The 25238-nt window shown below is 64.5% G+C and carries 18 protein-coding genes; 10 read left to right on the forward strand and 8 right to left on the reverse strand.

All coding sequences use genetic code 11. From position 1 onward, the window contains the following. Positions 1-183: 183 nt before the first annotated feature. Positions 184-984: a helix-turn-helix domain-containing protein gene (locus IF809_RS04350; RefSeq protein ID WP_128968980.1), complete on the forward strand. Its 801-nt coding sequence runs from the start codon at positions 184-186 to the stop codon at positions 982-984. Between the two features lie 45 nt (positions 985-1029). On the opposite strand, the gene IF809_RS04355 is transcribed toward IF809_RS04350, so the two are convergent. After that, a complete protein-coding gene (locus IF809_RS04355) occupies positions 1030-2253 on the reverse strand; it encodes an ABC transporter substrate-binding protein (protein ID WP_462836924.1) in 1224 nt (407 codons plus the stop codon). A gap of 523 nt (positions 2254-2776) precedes the next feature. Between IF809_RS04355 and IF809_RS04360 the strand changes: the two genes are divergently transcribed. From IF809_RS04360 to IF809_RS04390, 7 genes are all read left to right on the forward strand, one after another. After that, complete coding sequence (locus IF809_RS04360) at positions 2777-3913, forward strand: acyl-CoA dehydrogenase family protein (RefSeq protein ID WP_462836925.1); 1137 nt, start codon at positions 2777-2779, stop codon at positions 3911-3913. 130 nt (positions 3914-4043) lie between these two features. Beyond that, entirely contained in the window at positions 4044-5210 is a 1167-nt protein-coding gene (locus tag IF809_RS04365) for an acyl-CoA dehydrogenase family protein (RefSeq protein WP_462836926.1), read from the forward strand. Next, on the forward strand, positions 5207-5863 hold the full coding sequence (locus IF809_RS04370) for a glutathione S-transferase family protein (RefSeq protein ID WP_462836927.1): 657 nt from the start codon (positions 5207-5209) through the stop codon (positions 5861-5863). Before IF809_RS04365 ends, IF809_RS04370 begins: the two co-directional genes overlap by 4 nt. Positions 5864-6068: 205 nt before the next feature. Then, positions 6069-6869, forward strand: coding sequence for a helix-turn-helix domain-containing protein (locus tag IF809_RS04375; protein WP_453981023.1), 801 nt, complete (start codon positions 6069-6071; stop codon positions 6867-6869). 199 nt (positions 6870-7068) lie between these two features. After that, a complete protein-coding gene (locus tag IF809_RS04380; protein WP_462836928.1) occupies positions 7069-7935 on the forward strand; it encodes a beta-keto acid cleavage family enzyme in 867 nt (288 codons plus the stop codon). Positions 7936-8053: 118 nt separating this feature from the next. Then, complete coding sequence (locus tag IF809_RS04385; protein ID WP_462836929.1) at positions 8054-9670, forward strand: acyl-CoA carboxylase subunit beta; 1617 nt, start codon at positions 8054-8056, stop codon at positions 9668-9670. Continuing rightward, positions 9667-11640 (forward strand): acetyl/propionyl/methylcrotonyl-CoA carboxylase subunit alpha, encoded by a 1974-nt coding sequence (locus tag IF809_RS04390; RefSeq protein ID WP_462836930.1) that lies wholly within the window; start codon positions 9667-9669, stop codon positions 11638-11640. The genes IF809_RS04385 and IF809_RS04390 overlap by 4 nt, the downstream gene beginning before the upstream one ends. A gap of 116 nt (positions 11641-11756) precedes the next feature. On the opposite strand, the gene IF809_RS04395 is transcribed toward IF809_RS04390, so the two are convergent. The 7 genes from IF809_RS04395 to IF809_RS04425 all read right to left on the reverse strand — a co-directional run bounded on the left by IF809_RS04395 (position 11757) and on the right by IF809_RS04425 (position 20572). Then, positions 11757-12752: an ABC transporter ATP-binding protein gene (locus tag IF809_RS04395; RefSeq protein WP_128968970.1), complete on the reverse strand. Its 996-nt coding sequence runs from the start codon at positions 12750-12752 to the stop codon at positions 11757-11759. Continuing rightward, complete coding sequence (locus IF809_RS04400) at positions 12749-13756, reverse strand: ABC transporter ATP-binding protein (RefSeq protein ID WP_453981018.1); 1008 nt, start codon at positions 13754-13756, stop codon at positions 12749-12751. Before IF809_RS04400 ends, IF809_RS04395 begins: the two co-directional genes overlap by 4 nt. Beyond that, positions 13756-14649: an ABC transporter permease gene (locus tag IF809_RS04405; RefSeq protein WP_462836931.1), complete on the reverse strand. Its 894-nt coding sequence runs from the start codon at positions 14647-14649 to the stop codon at positions 13756-13758. Before IF809_RS04405 ends, IF809_RS04400 begins: the two co-directional genes overlap by 1 nt. Positions 14650-14840: 191 nt before the next feature. Continuing rightward, complete coding sequence (locus IF809_RS04410; protein WP_128968967.1) at positions 14841-15788, reverse strand: ABC transporter permease; 948 nt, start codon at positions 15786-15788, stop codon at positions 14841-14843. A 37-nt stretch (positions 15789-15825) separates the two neighbouring features. Continuing rightward, positions 15826-17424, reverse strand: coding sequence for an ABC transporter substrate-binding protein (locus tag IF809_RS04415; RefSeq protein WP_462836932.1), 1599 nt, complete (start codon positions 17422-17424; stop codon positions 15826-15828). 421 nt (positions 17425-17845) lie between these two features. After that, positions 17846-19396 (reverse strand): AMP-binding protein, encoded by a 1551-nt coding sequence (locus IF809_RS04420; protein ID WP_462836933.1) that lies wholly within the window; start codon positions 19394-19396, stop codon positions 17846-17848. Between the two features lie 21 nt (positions 19397-19417). After that, entirely contained in the window at positions 19418-20572 is a 1155-nt protein-coding gene (locus tag IF809_RS04425) for an iron-containing alcohol dehydrogenase (RefSeq protein WP_462836934.1), read from the reverse strand. A 270-nt stretch (positions 20573-20842) separates the two neighbouring features. On the opposite strand from IF809_RS04425, the gene IF809_RS04430 reads away from it, so the two are divergent. Together IF809_RS04430 and IF809_RS04435 are read left to right on the forward strand one after the other, a co-directional pair. Then, positions 20843-22060 carry an efflux RND transporter periplasmic adaptor subunit gene (locus IF809_RS04430; RefSeq protein ID WP_462836935.1) on the forward strand — a complete coding sequence of 406 codons (1218 nt, stop codon included), beginning with the start codon at positions 20843-20845 and terminating at the stop codon, positions 22058-22060. Further along, complete coding sequence (locus IF809_RS04435; protein ID WP_462836936.1) at positions 22057-25221, forward strand: efflux RND transporter permease subunit; 3165 nt, start codon at positions 22057-22059, stop codon at positions 25219-25221. The genes IF809_RS04430 and IF809_RS04435 overlap by 4 nt, the downstream gene beginning before the upstream one ends. The last annotated feature ends 17 nt before the right edge of the window (positions 25222-25238 follow it).

The raw sequence follows: 25238 nt of genomic DNA on the forward strand, positions 1-25238 counted from the left end.
GCCTGCTCCCGAAAGCTGTTTGACGGCCTGAGCATCGGTCGGAAGGGCCTGATGGCGCGAGCAGAATGATCGGCAATGTTCCGCCGCGGCCGGCCTGAGCGGGCCGCCATGGTGGCGGTCCTGTCCGGTTTTGTGCTGACTTGTCCGCCCTGCTAGACTGACGCCAGTGGAGCAGGATTACCGATGCAGACGCCGGATAAACTCAACGACGGGCAGCTTTCGGACGAGCAGAGCCGCGAGGTCGCGGACACCATCCGCGAAGAAATCGCGAGGCGACGGATCTCGCGGCAGGCGCTGGCCGAGCAGGCCAAGCTCAGCCTGTCGACGCTGGAGAAGGCGCTCGGCGGTCGCCGTCCGTTCACGCTGGCCACCACGGTCCGGCTGGAGCAGGCGCTGGGCGTCTCCTTGCGCAAGAGCGCCGCTGCACCGTCGCCCACGGCCGGTAGCGATGTCGCACCCGACAGCCTCGGCGCATATTCGCATCGCGCCGTCACCTGGCTCGAAGGCGTCTTCGTGACGCTGCGGCCTTCGTTCGGGGACAAGGATGCGATCTTCGCCTACCGCACCGAGATCGTCTGGGAGCCGAACGTCTCCTCCCTGGTGTTTCGTGAGGGCGAGCGCACCGATGCGGCCTACGAGCATACCGGAGAGGTTGCGGTGCCGCACCAGTCCGGCTTCATCTATCTCGTCATCAACAAGCACGGCCAGCATCGCGTCATCACGGTGTCGCGGCCGACCGTGGCCGGCGAGATGTACGGCATCATCTCGACCCTGCGCGCCGGTCCCGGGTCGCAGCTCACGCCCGTTGCGGCGCCGATCGCCTACGTGCCGCTCAGAAACGTGGCAAAGCCGTCTTGGGGACGGGTCGGGCCCGATGATGCCAATCATCCGCTCTATCGCGATCATCTGCGTCGCACGGTCGACGAGTCTTTTGCGCTGTTCCTGCCCGTCAGTGCGCCTTTGCAGGCGGAGCAAAAGAAATAGCGGCCTTGCGGCCGCTATCTCGCGCGTCCTGGCATCCCGTCCGAGCTAGCCGCTCGGCTCGGCGCTGATGATGGGGCCGAACAGCTCCCACTGGCCGTTCTTGAACCGCCACATCTTGAGCTGCTCGATCGGCGCGAAGTCGGTGGCCGAGGTGTTGATCGTGATCCCCGGGATCAGCGTATCGGGCGTAAAATCCTTCAGGCTGGCGGCCTGCTTCATCACGTTCTCGCGCGTGAGATTGTCACCCGCCTGCTTCAGCACCTGCACCATGGTCTGGGCCGCGGCGTAACCATAGACCAGATTGGCGTCGGAAATGTTAGCGCCAGGCATGTACTTCTCGATGAAGGCCATGAACTTCTTCATGCCGGCATCGTCCTTCCATTGCGGATCCGACGCGTCCTTGAGGTAGCCGGCCGAGAGCACGCCTTCGGACGCCTCGAGCCCGGCCGGCTTCATCACCGCGCCGATCGACACCGAGACGTCGGTCATCAGATGCATCGGCTTCCAGTTGAGCTCGGCGATCTTCTTGATCGCCTGCGCCGCGAATTTCGGAGTTGAAACGTTGACGAAGACATCGGCGCCGGTGTCCTTGAGCTTGACGATATGGGCGTCGATCGACGGCTCCGACGTCTCGTAGCTTTCCTCCGCCACGATCAGCTTCGAGGCCTTGTCGCCGAACACGTCCTTGATGCCGGCAAGATAGTCTTTGCCGAAATCGTCGTTGGCGTAGAAGATGGCGACCTTCGCGTCCGGCTTTTCCTTCAGGATGTATTTCGCGAAGATCCGCGCTTCGACCCGGTAGCTGGGCTGGAAGCCCATGGTCCAGGGGAAGTTCTTCGGGTCGTTCCATTTGCTGGCGCCGGTGGCGAGGAAGAGCTGCGGCACCTTCTTGGCATTGTGGTACTTCTGCACGGCGGTCTGGGTCGGCGTGCCCAGTGCGTTGAACACCAGGAAGACCTCGTCGCTCTCGATCAGCTTGCGGACCTGCTCCACCGTCTTCGGCGGCGAATAGCCGTCGTCGTAAGAGATGAAGTTGATCTTGCGACCGTTGATGCCGCCCTGGTCATTGATCATCTTGAAATAGGCTTCTTCGGTCTTGCCGATGATGCCGTAGGCGGACGCCGGGCCGGAATAGGCCTCGACATTGCCGATCTTGATCTCGGTGTCGGTAACGCCGGTGTCGTAGGCCTTTTGTGCGTTGGCGGCTTGGGCCGAAAGCAACGTCACGGCCGCCGCCGCGGCGAGCAGGGAGAGTTTCTTGTTCTTCATGGAAATTCCTTGGGTTTCTTGCTGGGTTTCTTGTGGGATGGAGCAGGCACTTCAAAATAAAAAGCGCCCGCGAGACGGACGCTTTTGATCAAACGGCAGCGAATTTCTTGTCGAAGCTGCGTGGGCGGAAGAATGAGGAGGCGCGAGATTTGGACACCCCGCATAGCTCAATCGGCGCTCGCTCGCGAGGTCGATGGCCGCGACCTTGCCAGGCGCGCGGCGTGCATGGTGAGTGATCCAGTCGTAATAACAGACGGCCAACACTCCCTCCCTCGGCGGTCTTGCGCCGCCTGAATTTTATTGCTGTGCACCATCCCGGCATGGCCCTGGGAGGCCAGCCGGAGTTTGTGCAGCACTTTTTTGATTTGGAGTTGGCCAGCGAGGAGGGAAAATCGTCTTGCGTTGAGTTGCTGGATCGTTGCGGCTGGTGCCGAGCGGCTCCCGGGCCAGCCACTCGGCGCAAGCGAGCCGCCGGTGTTCCAGCCATGGTGGAACGAGACGAGTCGTCGAAGGCGAAAGTGCAATGAAGAGCCCGTTCTATACCGCCGAGCACGACGCCTTTCGCGACGTCATGCGCCGCTTCGTCGACAAGGAGATTGCCCCGTTCGCCCATGAGTGGGACGAAGCCGGCGAATTTCCCCGCGTCCTCTATCGCAAGGCGGCCGAGATCGGATTGCTGGGGCTCGGCTTCCCCGAGGAATATGGCGGGATCGCCGCCGACCAGTTCATAAAGATCGTGGCGAGCCAGGAGCTGGCGCGCGCCGGAGCCGGCGGCGTCAGCGCCAGCCTGATGAGCCACACCATCGGCTCGCCGCCGATCGCGCGCGCCGCGCGGCCGGAGGTGAAGGCGCGCGTGCTGCCGCAGGTCCTGTCGGGCGAGAAGATCTCCGCGCTCGCGATCACCGAGCCGGGCGGTGGCTCCGATGTCGCGAACCTGCGCACAAGGGCGCAGCGCGACGGCAATCACTACGTCGTGAGCGGCGAAAAGACCTTCATTACCTCAGGCGTGCGCGCCGATTATCTGACCGTTGCGGTGCGTACCGGCGGCGAGGGGGCCGGCGGCGTCAGCCTGCTGCTGATCGAGGGCGATACGCCCGGCCTGTCGCGCACCAAGTTGAAGAAGATGGGTTGGTGGGCCTCCGACACCGCGACGCTGCATTTCGATGACTGCCGGGTGCCGGCCGAAAATTTGATCGGCGAAGAGGGCCAGGGCTTCAAGATCATCATGCAGAACTTCAACAGCGAGCGGATGGGCATGGCCGCGAGCTGCACCGCCTTTGCCCGCGTCTGTCTCGATGAAGCCGTCGCTTACGCCAAGGAGCGCAAGACGTTCGGCAAGCCGCTCGCGCAGCATCAGGTCATCAGGCACAAGATCGTCGACATGGCGCAGAAGGTCGCAGCCTCGCAGGCGATGCTGGAAATGCTGGCCTGGCGGCTGGAGCAGGGCGAGAGCCCGGTCGCCGAAATCTGCATGATGAAGAACCAGGCGACGCAGACCATGGCGTTCTGCGCCTCGGAAGCGGTGCAGATCTTCGGCGGCGCCGGCTTCATGCGCGGCATCAAGGCCGAACGCATCTACCGCGAGGTCAAGGTCAACGCCATCGGCGGCGGCACCGAGGAGATCATGAAGGACCTGGCGTCGAGGCAGATGGGATTGTGAATACTATCTCCTCGCGTCATTCCGGGGCGCGAGCGAAGCGGAGCGAGCCCGGAATCCATACTCACGATGGTGGTTATGGATTCCGGGCCCGCGCCAAGAGGCGCGTCCCGGAATGACGAGGCTGAGAAGAATGCTATTCACCGCCGACCACGACGACATCCGCCGTTCCCTGCAAAAGTTCATCGCGAACGAGATCAACCCTCACGTCGATGAATGGGAGAAGGCCGACATCTTCCCGGCGCATGAGCTGTTCAAGAAGATGGGCAGTCTCGGCTTTCTCGGCCTGAACAAGCCGGTCGCGTTCGGCGGCTCCGGCCTCGACTATTCCTATGGGCTGATGATGGCGGAAGAGCTGGGGGCCATCACCTGCGGCGGCGTGCCGATGGCGATCGGCGTGCAGACCGATATGGCGACGCCGGCACTTGCGCGATTCGGTTCGGACGAGGTGCGGCGCGAGTTTCTGGCGCCCTCGATTTCGGGTGACTATGTCGCCTGCATCGGCGTCTCCGAGCCTGGCGCAGGCTCCGATGTTGCCTCGATCAAGACCAATGCCCGCTCCGACGGCGATGACTATCTCATTACCGGCGGCAAGATGTGGATCACCAACGGTACGCAAGCCGACTGGATCTGCCTGCTCGCCAACACGGGCGACGGTCCGGTTCACCGCAACAAATCGCTGATCTGCGTGCCCATGAAGAGCAAGGGCGTCACGGTCGCCCGCAAGCTCGACAAGATGGGCATGCGCTCGTCCGATACGGCGCAGATCTTCTTCGACAATGTCCGGGTGCCCAAACGCAATCGGATCGGCGAAGAGGGCAAGGGCTTCACCTACCAGATGATCCAGTTCCAGGAGGAGCGGCTCTGGGGCGCCGCGGCCTGTCTCAAGGCGCACGAATACATCATCGACGAGACCATCGAATACACCCGCAACCGCAAGGCGTTCGGCCAGAGCATCCTCGACAACCAGGTCGTGCACTTCAAGCTCGCGGAGATGCAGACCGAGGTCGAGCTGCTGCGCGCGCTGATCTATCGCGCCGCCGAGCAACTGGTCGCCGGCGAGGACGTGACAAAACTTGCGACCATGGCCAAGCTGAAGGCCGGCCGGCTCGGCCGCGAGCTCACCGACGCCTGCTTGCAATATTGGGGCGGAATGGGCTTTACCAACGAGACGCCGGTCAGCCGCGCCTATCGTGACAGCCGTCTGACCTCGATCGGTGGGGGCGCCGACGAGGTCATGCTGATGGTCCTGTGCAAGATGATGGGGACGCTGCCTGGGAGTAGAGGAAAGGCTTCATGATCACGCTCTATCATTGCGACGCCGCGCGCTCGTTTCGTCCGCTCTGGATGCTGGAGGAGATGGAGCTGCCTTACGAGCTGAAGATGCTGCCGTTCCCGCCGCGCGTCTTCGCCAAGGATTATCTGGTGCTCAATCCGCTCGGCACGATTCCATATCTGATCGACGGCGAGACCAGGATGACGGAGTCATCAGGCATCTGTCACTATCTCGGCGTCGTCTACGGGCCGACGCCGCTGATGGTCGACCCCGAGGATCCCGCCTATGGCGCTTTCCTGAACTGGATGTATTTCAGCGACGCCACGTTAACCTTTCCGCAAACGCTGGTGCTCCGCTACACCCAGCTCGAGCCGGAGGAGCGGCGCAATCCGCAGGTCGCCACCGACTATGCCAAGTGGTTTCTGGGGCGACTGCGCGCGGTCGAGGCAGCGACCGCCAATGCCGAAACCTTGTGCGCCGGCCGTTTCACCGCCGCTGACATCGTCATCGGCTATGCGTTGCGTCTCGCAGGCAGCATCGGTCTCGCCAAGGATTTTGGTCCAAATGTCGCAGCCTATTGGGCGCGCTTGCAGCAGCGCGACGGATTCAAGCGTGCGGTTGCTGCGGAGCAAAAGGCCGGCCTCGAGCAAAATGTTGCACCACGCGTGAGGGCGTAAGGGATGCTGTCATTCCGGGGCGCGCAATTGCGCGAACCGGGATTATCGCGCAGCCAAATCGAGGTTCCGGGTTCGGTTCAATCGACCGCCCGGGAGCGATGGCGCTTGTTTCCATGACAGCGCTATCCCGTCGTGACAGCGCCCAAATTTCCGCTAAGGTGACCTCCGTCCGCAGCGGCCAGAGAGCCGCGCGAGGAGGAGCCCAATGGAATATCACGGTCGCGAATCCGACCATCTGATGCTGATCACACCAGAGCGGGTCTTCTATGCCGGCCTGCTTGGCCGCCCCCGCAAGCGAACCCCCGGCTGCTGCCACGTCTATGTCGCGGTAAAGGGCGATCTGCACCTGACGATCGACGATGTCCTCGCCACCGGCGAGCTGTTCGTCACCCTGCCGAACCAGCGGCATTCCATCGCCAGCGAATATCGCACCGTCATCAGCGTGACGCTCGAGCCCGAAAGCATGCCGGATGGGGTGCTGGAGGCCTTGGCCGAGCGGCTGACCGGCCCCGACCGGGCCGCCCATGCCCGCAAGATCCTCGCCGCCTACGCATTGCTGCGTCAGCGGCGCTATGGCGACATCACCACCGCCGAATTCGACGAGATGTGCTTTGGCGAGGCGCTGCCGCGCCGCGTGCTCGACCCGCGCGTGATGCGCGCCGTCGCCCGCATCGGGCGCTTCTCCGGCGAGCCGGTGACGGCGGATACCTGCGCGGCGGAAGCAGGCCTCTCGGCGTCGCGCTTCCTGCATCTGTTCAAGGAGGAGACCGGCATCTCGTTCCGCTCCTTCCGCGCCTGGAAGCGCGCGCGGCATCTGCTGCACTTCGCAAACCAGGATCTCAACCTCGCCCATCTCGCGCAGGACATCGGCTATCCCGACAGCACCCATTTCAGCCACTCGATCCGCCGCTTCTACGGATTGAAGCCGCGCGCGATCTTCGTCGGCTCGCGCGATCTGGCGATCTATCGCAGCACCGAGACGGTGAGGATGGCGGAAGCGGGTTGATACCGCTCTCGTAGGATGGGCAAAGCGAAGCGCGCCCACCACATCTCTCGATCAGTGACATATGCGGGCACGGCGCAACAGCGCCTTTGCCCACCCTACGAAAGCTCGCCTTTTTCCCAGCTTCTCCGCGCAAGAAGCCGCATGCCCCGCATCACATGATCCCAAGCGTTGAATTCTCAACGTGCGAGATAATTTTGGCATGAGCGACAAGGCCGTCATCACCTGCGCGCTGAACGGCGTGCTCACCGACCCGAAGCAGCACAACGTGCCCGTGACCCCCGAGCAGATGGCGCGCGAGGCCAAGGCTGCGTTCGATGCCGGCGCATCCATCATGCACATCCATCTGCGGCAGCAGGCGCCGAACAAGGGGCACCTGCCGTCCTGGGACGTCGCTGTGTCAAAGGAGATCCAGCAGGCGATCCGCGAAGCCTGCCCCGGCGTGATCATCAACCACACCTCGGGCGTGTCAGGGCCGAACTACTCCGGCGCGCTCGATTGCATCCGCGAGACCAGGCCGGAGATCGCTGCCTGCAATGCCGGCTCGCTGAATTATCTGAAGGTGAAGGCCGACAACACCTGGGCATGGCCCCCGATGATGTTCGACAACGCGGTCGAGAAAGTGAAGGACTATCTCGACGTCATGAACGAAGTCGGCACAATCCCCGAGTTCGAATGTTTCGACGTCGGCATCGTCCGCTGCGTCGGCATGTACACCCAAGTCGGCATGTACAGCGGCCCGCTCGAATATAATTTTGTGATGGGCGTCGCCTCCGGCATGCCGGCCGATCCCGAGCTGCTGCCGATCCTGATCAAGCTGAAGCGCCCTGAAGCGCATTGGCAGGTCACCGCGATCGGGCGCGAGGAGATCTGGCCGCTGCATCAGCGCTGCGCCGAGCTTGGCGGCCATCTCCGCACCGGGCTGGAGGACACCTTCTATCTCGCCAATGGCAAGAAGGTGACCTCGAACGGACAGCTGATCGAGGCCATCGCCGCCTGCGCAAGGCGAGCAGGCCGCGAGATCGCGAGCCCGGCCGAGGCGCGGAATATCTTTGGGACGAACAGGTAGTCACACGTCGTCATTCCGAGATGGCCAAAGGGCAAGGCCCGGAATCCATAACCACGATCGGGAGTATGGATTCCGGGCTCGCGCTCCGCGCGCCCCGGAATGACGGGCAGGAGCACTAATGTCTGCTATCGAAAACACCATCTCCCCCAGCGGCGTCAGCTATCAGGCCAATCGCGACGGCATGCTCGGGCTGATCGGCCGCATGCGCGCGCTGGAAGAACGCACGCGTGTCGCTTCCGCCGCGGCAAAGGATCGTTTCCACAAGCGCGGGCAGCTGCTGCCGCGCGAGCGCGTCGCGCTGGTGCTAGATCCCGGCGCGCCCTTCATCGAGCTGTCGAACCTCGCCGGCTATATGTTCGACGTCCCGGATGCCGACAAGAGCGTGCCCGGCGGTGGCGTCATCGCCGGCATCGGCTTCGTCTCCGGTATCCGCTGCATGGTCAGCGCCAGCGATTCCGGTATCGATGCCGGCGCGCTGCAGCCTTTCGGCCTCGACAAGACGCTGCGCGTGCAGGAGCTCGCGCTCGAGAACAAGCTGCCCTACGTTCAACTCGTCGAAAGCGCCGGCGCCAATCTCCTGCGCTACCGCGTCGAGGATTTTGTCCGCGGCGGCAACATCTTTCGCAATCTCGCGCGGCTGTCGGCGGCGGGCCTTCCGGTCGTCACCGTCACGCACGGCTCGTCCACCGCGGGCGGGGCCTATCAGACCGGCCTCTCCGACTATATCGTGATGGTGCGCGGCCGCACCCGCGCCTTCCTCGCCGGTCCCCCACTCCTGAAGGCCGCGACCGGCGAGATCGCGACCGAGGAAGAGCTCGGTGGCGCCGAGATGCACACGCAAATCTCCGGTCTCGGCGACTATCTCGCCGAGGATGACCGCGACGCCCTGCGTATCGCGCGCGAGATCATGGCGGCGCTGCAATGGGAGCGGCCGGACCGGACGCCGTCTGACTTCAAGCCACCGCGCTACGACCAGGACGAGCTGCTCGGCATCATGCCGATGGACCACAAGCGGCCTGTCGATATGCGCCAAGTGATCGCGCGCATCATCGACGATTCCGACTTCATCGAGATGGCGCCGAACTATGGCCCGGCCACCGTCTGCGGCCACGCCCGCATCGAGGGCCAGGCGATCGGCATCATCACCAACAACGGCCCGCTCGATCCCGCCGGCGCCAACAAGGCGACGCATTTCATCCAGGCCTGCTGCCAGACCCGCACGCCGATCCTCTATCTCAACAACACCACCGGCTACATGGTCGGCAAGGCCTATGAGGAAGCCGGCATGATCAAGCACGGCTCCAAGATGATTCAGGCGGTGACCTCGGCGACGGTGCCGCAGATCACCATCTATTGCGGCGCCTCGTTCGGCGCCGGCAATTACGGCATGTGCGGCCGCGGCTTCCATCCGCGCTTCTGCTTCTCCTGGCCCAACGCCAAGACTGCGGTGATGGGCGGCGAGCAGGCGGCCGAGACGATGGCCATCGTGACGGAAGCCGCCGCGGGGCGCCGCGGCAAGCCGATCGAGAAAGACAAGTTAGAGGCCATGAAAGCGCAGATCGTCGGCGTGTTCGACGGCCAGATGGACGTGTTCTCGACCAGCGCGCGCGTGCTCGACGACGGGGTGATCGATCCGCGCGACACCCGCGCGGTGCTGTCGCAGGTGCTCGCGATCTGCCGGGAGGGCGATTCGCGCATGCCCCAGCGCATGCAGTTTTCGGTGGCCCGCCCATGAGGAACGGATCAGTGCAGCACCGGCCGTTCTTTAAAGTGTTGGTCGCCAATCGCGGCGAGATCGCGCTGCGCGTGATGCGGAGCGCGCGGCAGCTCGGCCTTGGCGTTGTCGCCGTGTATTCAGATGCCGATCGCGATGCGCTCCATGTGAAGCAGGCGGACCAGGCCGTGCGCATCGGTGAAGCCCTGCCGGCGCAATCCTATCTCAACATCCCCGCGATCATCGCCGCGGCCAAGGCGAGCGGAGCGGATGCCGTTCATCCCGGCTACGGATTCCTCGCCGAGAACGAGGACTTCGCGCAAGCCTGCAGGGATGCCGGTCTCGTCTTCATCGGCCCGTCGCCGCAGGCGATCGCAGCGATGGGCAACAAGGCCGGCGCCAAGGAGATCATGAAGAAGGCTGGGGTACCTGTCGTGCCCGGCTATCAAGGTTCCGATCAGGGTGATGAGGCCATGCTCGCGGAAGCCAGCAAGATCGGTTTCCCCGTCATGATCAAGGCCGTTGCGGGGGGCGGCGGTCGCGGCATGCGGCTGGTGACCGACGCAGCGTCGTTTGCGGATGCGTTGCGTAGCGCGCGATCGGAGGCCAAGGCGGCGTTCGGCGATCCCACGGTCATTCTCGAGCGCGCCATCCAGAACCCGCGTCACATCGAAGTTCAGGTGTTCGGCGATATCAATGGCAACGCCATCCATCTCGGCGAGCGCGACTGCTCGGTGCAGCGGCGGCACCAGAAACTGATCGAGGAGGCGCCGTCGCCCGCGGTCACGCCGGAGCTGCGCGCCAGGATGGGCGAGGTCGCGGTCGCGGCGGTGAAGGCGCTGCGCTATGAGGGCGCCGGCACGCTGGAATTCCTGCTCGATGCAAGCGGCGACTTCTACTTCATGGAGATGAACACGCGCCTCCAGGTCGAGCATCCCGTTACCGAAGCGATCACCGGGCTCGATCTCGTCGAGTTGCAATTGCGCATTGCGCGTGGTGAGCCGTTGCCGGTGAAGCAGCAGGACATCAAGTTCTCCGGCCATGCCATCGAGGTGCGGCTCTGCTCGGAAGACGCCGCGCATGAGTTCATGCCGCAGTCCGGCCGCATGGCGCGCTGGCAAGTGCCGGAAGGCATTCGCGTCGAGCACGCGCTGCAATCCGGGTCTGAGATCCCGCCGTTCTATGATTCCATGATCGCCAAGGTGATCAGCCATGGCGCGACGCGCGAGGAGGCGAGGGGGCGGTTAATTGTCGGACTCGAGCAGCTCACGGCGCTCGGCGTGACCACCAACCAGGCGTTCCTGATGTCGTGCCTGCGTCATCCCGGCTTTGCCAGGGGGGAGGCAACGACGGCCTTCATCGACGCCCATCGCGACGAGCTGCTGGCGCCGCGGGCGGATACCGCATTTGATACGGCGCTGGCCGGCCTGCTGCTCTACGTCACCAATCCGCGCGCGCCGGTATGGCGCAGGGGCCGGAGCCTGTCGGCGACGTTCCCGCTTCCCGTGAAGATCGAGATCGCCGGCCAGGCGCTCGAGCTTGATGTCACGCGCGAGCGCGACGGCAGCTACATTGTTGGCAGGGACGGTCGTCAGGACAAGTTCGAGATCGACCAGCTAGACCCTGGCTCCATCCGCTTCCGCCACGGCGGCGTGATGGATAGTGCAAAATACTTGCGCGACGGCGATCGGCTCTACGTTCAGCATCGCGGCATTCCATTTGCCATCACCGATCTCACGCTGGCTGCGCCGAGGGCCGCCGCAAGCAACGGCGGCGATGGCAAGGTCCGCGCCGCCATGAACGGCCGTGTTGTCGCCGTCCTGGTCAAGCCGGGCGACCGCGTCACAGCAGGCCAACCGGTGCTGACGCTGGAAGCGATGAAGATGGAACACGTCCACAAGGCCGGCATCGACGGCGTGGTGGCGGCGATCGATGTCGCCGAGGGCGAGCAGGTGACGACGGGACGGGTTGTGGCGGAGATCGGGGCGTAGTCGGAGCCGCGAACGCGGTCTCGTTGGGTGGGCAAAGGCGCAAAGCGCCCACGATCTTCCGTGATGGAGAACGACTGGTGGCCACGCTCCGCTTTGCCCACCCGACGGCGGCAGCGCTACGGTACCTCCGCTGGTCGCCCCGTCCCTTCGTTCAACAGGCAGGCGACCTGATGCCCGTCGCCGGCATCCATCAGCACCGGTCGCTCCGTCTTGCATCGCTCCATCGCGAACCGGCAGCGGGTGTGAAACGCGCAGCCGGGCGGCGGATTGACCGGGCTTGGCACGTCACCATCGACCAGCGGCGCGAGCTTCTTCGCCAGCGGGTTGGCGATCGGCACCGAGGCGAGCAGCGCCTGCGTATAGGGATGACGCGGATTGCGGAACAGCTCGTCCTTGTCGGCGATCTCGACGATACGGCCGAGATACATCACGGCAACGCGGTGGCTGATGTGAGCGACCACGGCAAGGTCATGAGCGATGAAGAGATAGGAGAAGCCATGCTGGCGCTGCAAATCGATCAGCAGGTTGATCACCTGCGCCTGGATCGAGACGTCCAGCGCGGAGACCGGCTCGTCACAGACGATCAGCCGCGGCTCCAGCGCCAGCGCCCGCGCGATGCAGATGCGCTGGCGCTGACCGCCGGAGAACTGATGGGGGAAATTGCGCATCTGGTCCGGGCGCAGCCCGACCTGCTCGAACAGTTTTGCGACGCGCGTCTCCAGCGCCTTGCCGGTAGCAAGACCGTGGACCGCGATCGGCTCGCCGACGATATCGCCGGCGGTCATGCGCGGATTGAGCGAGGCGAACGGGTCCTGGAACACGATCTGCATCGCGCGGCGATGCGCTCGCAGCGCGGTCTTGGACAGATGCGTGATGTCCTCGCCGTCAAGGCGGATCCGGCCTGCAGTCGGCTCGACCAGCCGCAGCACGCTGCGCGCCACCGTCGACTTGCCGCAGCCGGATTCCCCGACCAGGCCGAGCGTCTCGCCGGCGCCAAGGGAGAACGAGACGCCGTCGACTGAATGCACCGTGCCGACCTGCCGGCGCAGCACGCCGGCGCGCACCGGGTAGTATTTCTTGAGATCGGTGACTTCGAGCAGCGCCTTGGTCATGCCACCTCCGCCACTTCAGCCGCGCGCCAGCAGGCGGCGAGATGGCCGCCGCCCCAATCGGTTAGCGGCGGGTACTCCGCCTCGCAGCGTTTCACCGCGAGCTTGCAGCGCGGCGCGAAGGCGCAGCCCTTTGGCAAGCGCACCAGCGACGGCACCGTGCCCGGAATTTCGTTCAAGCGCTCCTGCGCGGCGACGCCCGATGCGGGCACCGCCGGGATCGAGGCCATCAGCCCGCGCGTATAGGGATGCTTGGGCGCGGCGAACAACGCTTCGACGGTGGCTTCCTCGACCTTGCGTCCCGCATACATCACGATCACACGCTGTGCGGTCTGCGCGACGACGCCGAGATCGTGGGTGATGAGCACGAGGCCGGTGCCGAGCTCCTTCTGAAGATCGAGGATCAGCGCCAGGATCTGGGCCTGGATGGTGACGTCGAGCGCGGTGGTCGGCTCGTCCGCGATCAGCAGCGCCGGCCGGCAGGCCAGCGCCATCGCGATCATCGCGCGCTGGCGCATGCCGCCGGAGAGCTGGTGCGGATATTCGCGCGCGCGCCGCGCCGGCTCGGGAATGCGCACCAGCCGCAGCATCTCGACCGCGACAGCGTGCGCCTCCCTCGCCGTGATGTTCCGGTGCAGCCGCACCGCCTCGACGATCTGGTCGCCGATCCGCATCACGGGATTGAGCGAGGTCATCGGCTCCTGGAAGATCATGGAGATGCGGTTGCCCCTAACCTCGCGCATCCCGGTTTCGTCCAGCGCCAGCAGGTCGGTGCCTTCGAGCGAGACCGAGCCGCCGACGATGCGTCCGGGCGGATCGGGGACCAGCCGCATCAAGGACAGCGCGGTGACGCTCTTGCCGCAGCCGGATTCGCCGACGATCGCCAGCGTCTCGCCGCGCTTCACGGTGAAGGAGATGTCGTCGACCGCCTTGAACAGGCCGGAATTGGTGAAGAACACCGTCTTCAGGTTCTTCACCTCGAGCACGAGATCGGTTGTTTCAACCATCAGCCGCGCTGCCGGGGATCGAGGATGTCGCGCAGCGCGTCGCCGAACAGATTGGCGCCGAACACGGCGAGGCTGATGGCAATGCCCGGGAAGATCACCAGCCACGGCGCGGTGCGGACATATTCGGCGGCGGACTCCGACAGCATGCGCCCCCATGACGGATAGGGCTCGGGAATGCCGAGGCCGAGGAAGGAGAGCGAGGCTTCGGTCAGAATGGTCGAGCCGAGCTGCGCGGTGGCCAGTACGATCAGCGGCGCCAGCGTGTTCGGCAGGACGTGACGCAGCGCGATGCGGATCTCGCTCATGCCGATCGATTTGGCGGCCTCGACGAACGGTTGCTCCCGTAGCGCCAGCGTGTTGGCGCGGGTGACGCGCGCCACCGTCGGGATCAGCGGGATGGCGATGGCGAGAATCACGTTCGGCAGCGACGGCCCAAGCGCGGCCGTCATCACCAGCGCCAGCACCAGCAGCGGCAACGCCTGGAGAACGTCGGAGACGCGCTGGAATACGAGATCGACCCAGCCGGAAAGATAGCCGGAGGTGAGGCCGACGATGACGCCGATCGAGCCGCCGAGCGCTGTCGAGCCGAGCCCCACCGCCAGCGAGATCCGCGCGCCATGGATGATGCGGCTGAAAACGTCGCGGCCGAACGAGTCGGTGCCCATCCAGTGCGCCCAGCTCGGACGCGCCAGCGCGTGGGCGGCATCGACGCTCAGCGGATCGTAACGGGCGATGAAGTCGGCGAAGATCGCCGTCAGCACGAACAGCGTCATGATGACGAGCCCGGCCGCGCCCAGCACGTGCCGCTGTGCCAGAAACAGCACGCGCCGCCAGCCGCCGGTCGCATGCGCGCCGGCCCGCCTCAGTTCAACGTCAAAATCGATCGCGGCCATGCGGGCCTCCGCGGAGAGATACACCTCTCCCCCTCGGGGAGAGGTCGGCGCGTAGCGCCGGGTGAGGGGGCGCTGCCCTCGCGAGAGAGCGTAATCCCTCACCCGGACCGCATCTTGCGATGCGGCCCGACCTCTCCCTACGGGAGAGGTGGAGCACCGCCGTCGCGTGTGATCGCTTCGATCTCATGCCACTAATCCGTGTACCGGATGCGCGGATCGAACACGGCATAGAGCATGTCGACGGTGAAGTTCGCGAACACCACGACCACCGCGATGAGCATCACGAGGTTCTGCACGATCGGGTAGTCGCGCCAGCGGATCGCCTCGACCAGGAAGCGGGCGACGCCGGGGATGTTGAACACGGTCTCCGTCACAATCAGGCCACCGATCAGGAATGCCGCCTCGATGCCGATCACGGTGATCACGGGCAGGATCGCGTTCTTCAGCGCGTGATGATAATTCACGGCGGCATCGGAGGCGCCCTTGGCGCGGGCGGTGCGGATATAGTCCTGCCGCAACACCTCCAGCATCGAGGATCGCGTGATGCGCATGGTCAGCGCCGAACTGCGGAATCCGACCACCATCGCCGGGATGCAATAGGTCGCAAGCGCTTCGCCGAGGGTTTGTGGATTGGGATTGAAGATCGGCATCTGCCCGAACATCGCCACCGACGCGGTGAGGACCAAAAGACCGAGCCAGAACGAGGGCAGCGACAATCCGCTCAGGCTGACCACGCGGAGCGCATAGTCGAGCCTTGTGCCCTGCTTGACCGCGCTGATGACCCCGAGCGGAATGCCGATCGAGGCCGAGAACAGCAGCGCGAGGCCGGCGAGCCGGGCGGTGATCGGGATTCGCGGCAAGATCTCCTGAAGCGCCGGCTTCTCGGAGACATAGGAGTAGCCGAGATCGCCGTGCAGCAGGCCGCCGATCCAGTGTAGATATTGTACCACCAGCGGCTGGTCGATGCCGAGCTGCTTCTCCAGATCGACCTTGTCGGCGGGATCGACGTAACCGGCCGCGGCGAACAGGATGTCGACGATGTTGCCGGGCACGATGCGCAGCAGGAAGAAGATGACGACCGAGATCCCGAACAGGGTCACGAGCATCAGGAACAGGCGCCGCACCAGATAGGCAAACATCCTTCGCCCTCCGCAGCTTAGTCTTCAGCCTGGCGCACTATTTGTCGAGCCACACATCCTCGAAGCGAAATCCGTTGTAGGAGCTGTTGGACATGATCGTGACCCCCTTGACGTAGGGCTGCCAGCAGGTGCCGGCCCGCGCATGGAAGATGATCGGACGGGCAACGTCCTCCTGCAGCTTCTTGTCGATGTCCCAGACCAGCGGCTTGCGCTTGGCGATGTCGATCTCCTGCGACTGTACGTCGAACAGCTTCTCGATTTCCTTGTTGCAGTAGTTGGTGTAGTTCCGCTCCGAGCCGCAGGAATAGTTCTCGTAGAAGGACTGGTCGGGATCGTCGACGGAATTGCCGGTCAAATTGAGGCCGAGCATGTAGTCCTTGCGCGCGACCTTCGGGAACCAGTTGGCGGTCTCCACCACGTCGAGCTCGCCGTCGATATAGATGCTCTTGAGCTGGTCGATCAGGATCACCGCGGGATCGCGATATTCCGCCAGATTGCGCGTCGAGACCTTCACGGCGAGATGCTTGTCCGGGCCGTAGCCCGCCTTCTGCATCAGTTTCTTCGCTTCCTCGCGATTTGCGTTCACATCCGGACCGTAGCCCGGAATGGTCTGCAGCTTGTCCTTGGGCATGCCCCAGATGCCTTGCGGCGGTGGCAGCATGGTGCCGCCGATATCGGCCTGACCCTCGAACAGGATGTCGACGAAGGCCTTGCGGTCGAGCGCCATGGCCATCGCGCGGCGGATATCGATGTTGTCGAACGGCGGGGAGGTCGAATTGACGATGATGTTGGTCGAAACGTTGGTCGGCTCGACGACGCAGACCGCGTTCGGCGCCTGCGACTTGATGTCCTTCAGCAGCGGAATGGTGATATGCGTCGGGAACGTCATGTCGAACTTGCCGGCGACGAAGGCGAGGATCGCGGTCGAGCGGTTCGGGATGATGGTGTATTCGATGCCGTCGAGATAGGGCAGGCCCTTCTTCCAGTAATCAGGATTTCGCGTCAGCTTGATCGATTCATTGGCCTTGAACTCGACGAATTTGTACGGCCCGGTCCCGATCGGGTGGGTGCGCATGTCGGCCGGCGAGACGTGACAGGGGTAGATCGGCGTGTAGCCGGAGGCGAGCATCGCCAGTAGCGAGGGCTGCGGCCGCTTCAGGTCGAAGGAAACCTCGAAGTCGCCGTTGGACGTGACGTCGTTGACCTCGCTGTACCAGGCCTTGCGCGGATTTTGCCGCAGCTTCTGCTGCGACTTGCCCATCAGGAGATCGAAGGTGCACTTGACGTCGGCCGACGTGAACGGCTTGCCGTCGTGCCATTTGACGCCCTGGCGCAGTTTGAACGTCAGCTTCTTGTTGTCGCCGCTCCAGGACCAGCTTTCTGCCAGCTCAGGCCTGAGGGTATCGGGGCTGTTCTGCGCGATGTGCTGGTCGTAGATGACGAGATTGTTGAACACGCCCATGAAGGGCACGTTGACCGAATAGGTCGCGCCTTCGAGGATGGACGCATTCGCCGGGCTGTCGCGGTGATACATCCGCAGGATTCCGCCCTGCTTGGGCTCGCCGGCGAACGCAATGGTCGAAAACGCCAGCCAAGACAGCGCCGCCGTCGCGGCGAGCGCCCGCACGCTCCGCATCCTCGTCCTCCCTGGACATTGGCCTTTAGCCTCTTGGGCCTTTTGCGGCCTGTTTGTCCCGACGATAGCCGACGCGCATGGACCGAGGCAACCGGCTAACGCGTTTTATGGCCTCGGCAATTTGGATGACGTAATGCCGCAGGAATCTTCACGCTTTCACAATTTGGGAGTGCAGGTGCGAAGGGTTCCGGCGGTGGCGTTGCGCGCGATTGCAATGCCAATCTCCGTCGCGGTCCCGGAATAAGCGCAGCGCAGATCCCGGGACCATAGCCACAGGGAGACGTTTGGCGAAGACTCGGAGTGACCGGCGCGCGCAACAACGATGCCCTGTAGTTATGGATCCCGGGTTCGCGACTTTGTCGCGTCCCCGGATGACAGCGGAGTTTTTGGAACTGGCTTGCTTACGACACGGCAGAACGCCTCACACGATCCGCGACGTCTTGTTGCCCCAGTACCGATCCCTCAGCAGCCGCTTGTACAGCTTCCCCGTCGGCAGCCGCGGCAATTCCTTCTCGAAATCGACCGAGCGCGGCACCTTCTGCCGCGACAGTGACTGCCCGCAGAAAGCAATCAGTTCCTCTGCCAGCGCGGGCCCCGGCACCACGCCGGGCATCGGCTGCACCACCGCCTTCACCTCTTCGCCGAGATCGGCATTGGGCACGCCGAACACCGCCGCGTCCGCCACCTTGGGATGGGTGATCAGTAGATTCTCGCATTCCTGCGGATAGATGTTCACGCCGCCGGAGATGATCATGAAAGTGGCGCGGTCGGTGAGATAGAGGAAGCGGTCCTCATCGACATAGCCGACATCGCCGACCGTGCTCATGCTGCCATCGGCCGAGCGCGCCTCCCTGGTCTTCTCCGGATCGTTGAAATACTCGAAAGGCGACGCCGTCTTGAACCAGACCTGGCCCGGCGTGCCGGTCGGGCATTCCCGCATGTTCTCGTCGAGAATATGCAGGTCGCCGAGCAGCACCTTGCCGACGGTGCCGCGGTGGCTAAGCCATTCCTCGCTGTTGCAGGCCGTGAAGCCGAGCCCTTCGGTCGCGCCGTAATATTCGTGGATGATCGGCCCCCACCATTTTATCATGTCGTCCTTGACCAGCGCCGGACAAGGCGCCGCGGCATGGATCGCGATCTCCAGCGAGGACAAATCGTAACGCTTTCGCACGTCCTCGGGCAGCTTGAGCATGCGCGAGAACATCGTCGGCACCAGCTGGCTGTGCGTGATGCCCCATTGTTCGACGAGCTGGAGGTAACGCTCGGGATCGAAATGCTCCATGATGATGACGGTGCCGCCCATACGGATCGTCAGATTGACCGCGGCCTGCGGCGCCGAATGATAGAGCGGTGCCGGCGACAGATAGACCATGCCCTCGCGGTAGTGCCAAAGCTTGGTCAGGAAATCGAACAGCGGCAGATTGTGTTTCGGCGGCTCCTCCGGCAGTGGCCGCAGGATGCCTTTCGGCCGTCCGGTCGTGCCCGACGAGTAGAGCATCGCGGTGCCGAGCCACTCATCGGCGATCGGCGTTTTCGGCAGCTCGGCGGTGACATCAGCCAGCCCGACGATGCGGTCGCTCTCGCCGGGGCCGTCGGCGACGATGCAGAGCTTGATCTCGGGGCAGGCCTGGATCGCCTCCCGCGCGATGTCGAGCTTGGCCACCGAGGTGATCAGGATCTTGGACTGACTGTTGACGAGGAGATAGGCCAGCTCGCCGGGCGTCAGAAAGGAGTTGATGCACGTGTAGTAAAGGCCGGACCGCTCGCCCGCGCCGCAGGCTTCGAGATAGCGCGAATTGTTCTCCATGAAGATCGAGTAGTGATCGAGCCGCTTCAAGCCATGCTTGCGAAACAGATGCGCGAGGCGATTGCTGCGCGCCTCCAGCTCGCGGTAGGTGACCGCCTCGCCCGTCGCGGCCATGATGAAGGCGGGTTGCAGCGGGCGCAGTCGAGCATGCAGACCTGGGTACATCAGTCCTCCGGCATTACGACATCATGCGGCGAGATCAAGGATCTCGCGTACCTGCGCCGGGCTCTCGATCTTGCGCGGGTTGCGTGGGATCCAGTTCGTGCGCATCGCCTGTTCGGCGATGGCAGCAAAATGCTCGGGCAAGACACCCACGGCGGCGAGGCTGCGCGGCATGCCGAGCGAACGAATGAAGGCATCGAGCACGTCGGCGGCGTTGTGGCCGGGAAAGCCCATCGCGGCGGCGACGATCATCTGCTGTTCGGCATTGGCGCTTGCATTCCAGCGCATCACCGCCGGCAGCATGACGCAGGACGTGTAGCCGTGCGGCACGTCGAAGGCGCCACCCAGCACGTAGCCGATGCCGTGGCTCGCCCCCATCGGCACGCCGGCCGCGAGGGCGCCCATCGACAACCAGGTGCCGATCTGCGCATCCATCCGCGCGTCGAGATCGGCCGGATCGGCCTTCACCCGCGGCAGCGCATCGGCCAGCATGGCAAGGCCCTTCACCGCTTGCGCGTCGGCATAAGGATGCGTCTCGTGCGAGCAGATCGCCTCCACGCAATGGTCGACGGCGCGGATGCCGGTGGAGAGGAACAGCCATTCCGGCGTATGCACGGTGATGGCGGGATCGAGGATGGTCGCGCGCGGCACGGTCAGCGGATGCCGCAGCATCTGCTTCACATGGGTGCTGCGGTCGGTCACGCCGGCGATCGACGAGAATTCGCCGCCGGCAATCGTGGTCGGCACGCTGACCTGGCGCACCGTCGGCGCGGTCATGTCAGGTGCGACGCCCCTGTGCACGCGGATGCGGTCGATGCCCGCGATATCGTCGATGCCGTTGGCCAAGCACAGCTGCACCGCCTTGGCGCCGTCGGTGATCGAGCCGCCGCCCACCGTGACGATCAGATCGGCGCCGGCTGCGCGCGCGGCGTTGGTCGCCGCGATCACCGCCTCGCGCGGCGTGTGCGCGGGCATCCCATCGAACAGCCCGGCACATCGCGAGCCCAGCGCGTCTCGGATTTTTGCGATTTCGTCGGTCTGGCGGTTCAGCGTGCCTGAGACCATCAGGAAGGCGCAGCGGGTTCCGAGCCGGTCCATCTGCGCGACGACGGCCTCGGCCGCCGGATGGCCGAACACGACCTCCTCGATCGCGCCGTAAACGACACGTCCCTGATGCACGCCTGTCCTCCCCGGACAATTCGTCTTGTTTTGTATGGGATAATCTAGCCGAGCCGACAGGGCGCGTCATGTGTGAAGACGCTGGCGGGCTTTCCCCCGCGCGCGGGAAGGGGCGAAGAAGAGCCGTGTCAACCCGCCATCCGGCCAGGGCGTTCTCTGCAGCATTGCACACCCATTGGTCTTGAAGAGTTCATCATTGCCACCCATCTTGTGCCGCCCGCAGGTAAAAGCCTACCCTAGGCTTCTGCGGCTGTGATGCGAGGACCTGGGATGAGCGGACCGGACGGAAGCGAGCAATTTGCCACGACGCACGATTTCGTTCAGTCCCGGCCTCACGCATTAGCCGGCCTGCTCGTAGCGGCCTTCGCGCTCAGCGGTTGCGGACAGCCGACCTCGCAGGCGGCCGCGCCGTCACCGCCGCCGGTCACTGTCGCGCAGCCGGTCAAGCGCACGGTCACCGATTGGGATGAGTACACCGGCCGGTTCGAGGCGGTCGAGGAGGTGCAGGTGCGTCCTCGCGTCGGCGGCTTCGTCAACTCCGTCGAGTTCCAGGACGGCGCGATCGTCCACCAAGGCGATCTGCTTTATGTGATTGACCCGCGTCCCTTCGAGGCGGTGGCCGAGCAGGCCGACGGCCAGCTCTCCGACGCCCGCGCCAAAGTGGAGCTGGCCAAGCGCGAGCTCGACCGCGGCCTGAACCTGGTCCAGACCAGCGCGGTGTCCGAGCAGGTCGTCGACCAGCGCCGCCAGGCCTTGCAGGCCGCGCACGCCGCCGAGACCCAGGCCGAGGGTGCACTGAAGGCCGCCCGGCTCAACATCGAGTTCACCCATGTCACCGCGCCGATCACCGGCCGTGTCAGCCGCCATCTCGTCAGTCCCGGCAATCTCGTGCAGGGCAGCGACAACGGTTCTTCGACCTTGCTGACCTCGATCGTGACGATGGACCCGATCTACATCTATTTCGACATGGATGAGACGGCCTTCATGAAATACAGCAAGCTCTGGTTCGAGGGGAAGCGCCCGAGCTCGCGCGACACGGCCAATCCCGTGCAGGTGACGCTCGCCGGCGAAACCAAGCCCTCGCATGAGGGCTCCGTCAACTTCCTCGACAACCGCCTCGATGTCTCCACCGGCACGCTGCGCAGCCGCGCCGTCGTCAAGAACACCGATCTGTCGATCCTGCCCGGCCAGTTCGGCCGCGTCCGCCTGATCGGCAGCGCGCCCTACGAGGCGCTGTTGGTGCCGGATGCCGCTGTCGCAACCGACCAGTCGCGCAAGATCGTGTTCGTGATGAAGTCCGACGACACCGTGGAGGCGCGGCCCGTGGTGCTCGGGCCGCTTGAGGACGGCCTGCGCGTGATCCGCGAAGGCCTGAAGGCCGAGGACCGCGTCATCGTCAACGGCATCCAGCGCGCCCGCGTCGGCGCCAAGGTGACCCCGCAGACCGCTCAAGCGCCGGCCGGTGGCAAGGCTGGTGACAAGTCATGAACCTTGGCCGCCTCTCCATCAATCAGCCCATCCTCGCGATGGTGCTGTCGATCGTGCTCCTGATCGTCGGTACGCTCGCCTATTCGACGCTGCCGATCTCCGAATATCCGCAAGTGGTGCCGCCGACGGTCGTCGTCACCACGCAATATCCGGGCGCCTCGGCGCAGACCGTGTCCGATACCGTCGCCGCACCAATCGAGCAGCAGATCAACGGCGTCGAGGACATGCTGTATCTCTACAGCCAGGCGACCTCGAACGGCCAGCTCACCATCACGGTCACCTTCAAGCTGGGCACCGATCTCGACAAGGCGCAGGTGCTGGTGCAGAACCGTGTCGCCATCGCGCAGCCGCAATTGCCGGACGAGGTGCAGCGCAACGGCGTCGTCACCCGCAAGAACTCGCCCGACATTCTGATGGTCGTGTTCATGCTGTCGCCGGACGACACGTTCGACCAGCTCTACATCTCCAATTACGCGCTGCTCCAGGTTCGCGACCAGCTGTTGCGCATCGACGGCGTCGGCGACATCCAGATCTTCGGCGCGCGCGACTATTCGATGCGGCTCTGGCTCGACCCTGACCGCATTGCCAATCTCGGCCTGACTTCGAGCGAGGTGCTGGCCGCGATCCGCGCCCAGAACGTGCAGATCGCCGGCGGCCAGATCGCCGAGCCGCCGATCGCCGACCGCGCTTTCCAGCCGAACCTCGTCTTCACGGGACGTTTGAAAGACCAGAAGCAGTTCGAGGATATCCTGATCAAGGCCGGCTCGGACGGTCGCACGGTGCGGCTGCGCGACGTTGCCCGCGTCGAGCTCGGCGCCCTCGCCTATTCCACCAACAGCTTCCTGCTGCGCAAATCGGCGGTCGCCATGCTGGTGACGCAGCGGCCGGGATCGAATGCGCTCGCCACCGCCAAGCACATCTCCGACACCATGACGAAGCTGAAGGAGAGTTTTCCGAAGGGCCTCGACTACAATATCGGCTACAACCCGACCGAGTTCATCGCGCAATCCGTCCACGAGCTGATCAAGACCATCTATGAAGCCATGCTGCTCGTCGTGGTCGTGGTGCTGGTGTTCCTGCAGGGCTGGCGTCCCGCGATCATCCCGATCATCGCGATTCCGGTGTCGCTGGTCGGCACCTTTGCGGTGATGGCGGCTCTCGGCTTTTCCATCAACAATCTCACGCTGTTCGGGCTCGTGCTCGCCGTCGGCATCGTGGTCGACGACGCCATCGTCGTGGTGGAAAATGTCGAGCGCCATCTCGAGCACGGGCTCAGCCGGCGCGACGCGGCGCTGAAGACCATGGAGGAGGTCGGCGGCGCGCTGGTCTCGATTGCGCTGGTGCTGTGCGCGGTGTTCGTACCAACGGCGTTCCTGGGCGGCATATCCGGGCAGTTCTTCCAGCAATTCGCGGTCACCATTGCGGTTGCGACCGCGATCTCCTGCTTCTGCTCGCTGACGTTGTCGCCGGCGCTGGCCTCGCAGATCCTGACGCCTCATGAGGAGAAGCGGCCGCCCGCCGCCTGGAATCTGATCGCGCGCGGCTGGGCCGCCTTCACCGGCGCGTTCAACCGCGCGTTCGACCGGCTCTCGCACGGCTATGCCGGCGTCGCCAACTTCGTCATCAGGCACTCCGCGGTGATGCTGCTGATCTATCTGGTGCTGATCGGCAGCGCCGGCTGGCTGATCGGGACCACGTCGCAGGGCTTTATTCCCGCGCAGGACCGCGGCTACGTCATCATCTCGGTGCAATTGCCGGGCGCGGCGTCGCTCGCGCGAACCACCGAGATCGTGCGCGAGATCGAGCGGATCTCGCTGGACACGCCGGGCATCATCCGCGTCGCCGCCTTTGCCGGCTTCTCTGGCGCCACGCGCACCCAGGCGGGCAATGCGGCCGCGCTGTTCCCGGTGTTCGACGAGCCGGAAGCCCGGATCAAGAAGGGACTCACCGCCAACGCCATCACGGCTGAGCTGCGCAAGCGCCTCGCCGCGATCCAGGGCGCCTTCATCATCGTGATTCCGCCGCCCGCGGTGCCGGGCATCGGCACCGGCGGCGGTTTCGCCATCCGCATCCAGGATCGGCAGGGCCGCGGACCGGAGCTGCTGGCGTCCGCGACCGACGAGCTCGTCGCCGCCGCGCGCAAATCGCCCTTGCTCCTTGGCCCCTCGGTGTTCTCGCCGTTCTCCGCCAACACGCCGCAACTGTTCGTCGACATCGACCGCACCAAGGCGCAGAAGCTCGGCGTTCCCATCTCCAACATCAACGAAACGATCCAGACCTATTTCGGATCGACCTATGTCAACGACTTCAACCTGTTCGGCCGTACCTATCACGTCACCGCGCAGGCGGATTTCCCGTTCCGCAAAGAACCCAGCGATCTCGCGCGGCTGCGCACGCGCAACGCCTCCGGCGACATGGTGATGCTCGGCAGCGTAGTTGACTTCAGGGATATCTCCGGCCCCGACCGCGTCGCGCGCTACAATCTCTACGCAGCGTCCGAGCTTCAGGGCGAGCCGGCGCCGGGCGTAAGCTCGACCACAGCGCTCAACACCATCAAGAAGCTTGCCGACGAGACCTTGCCGAGCGGCTTCAGCTTCGAGTGGACGGACCTGTCTTATCAGCAGATCAACGGCGGTAACGCCGGTCTTTACGTATTCCCGATCTGCGTGCTGTTCGTCTATCTCGTGCTCGCCGCGCAATATGGCAGCTGGACCTTGCCGTTCGCGGTGATCCTGATCGTGCCGATGTGCCTGCTCGCCGCGACCATCGGGGTGCGCATCATGGGGCAGGACGTCAACATTCTCACACAGATAGGCTTCGTCGTGCTGGTGGGATTGGCGGCGAAGAATGCGATCCTCATCGTCGAGTTCGCCCGCGACATCGAGCTCGAAGGCAAGCCGCGGCTGGAAGCCGTCATCGAAGCCTGCCGGCTTCGCTTGCGGCCGATCCTGATGACGTCCTTCGCCTTCATCCTTGGCGTGCTGCCGCTGGTGATCTCGTCCGGCTCGGGCTCCGAGATGCGCCAGGCGGTCGGTGTCGCCGTGTTCTTCGGCATGATCGGCGTCACCCTGTTCGGCCTCTTGTTCACGCCGATCTTCTACGTGGTGGTGCGGAACCTGGCGGAGGGGCGGCGGGACAAAAAGCCGGAGGCGGCCGCTTAAGGCTTCCCAGGACGACG

This window comes from Bradyrhizobium sp. UFLA06-24, from assembly GCF_054967145.1.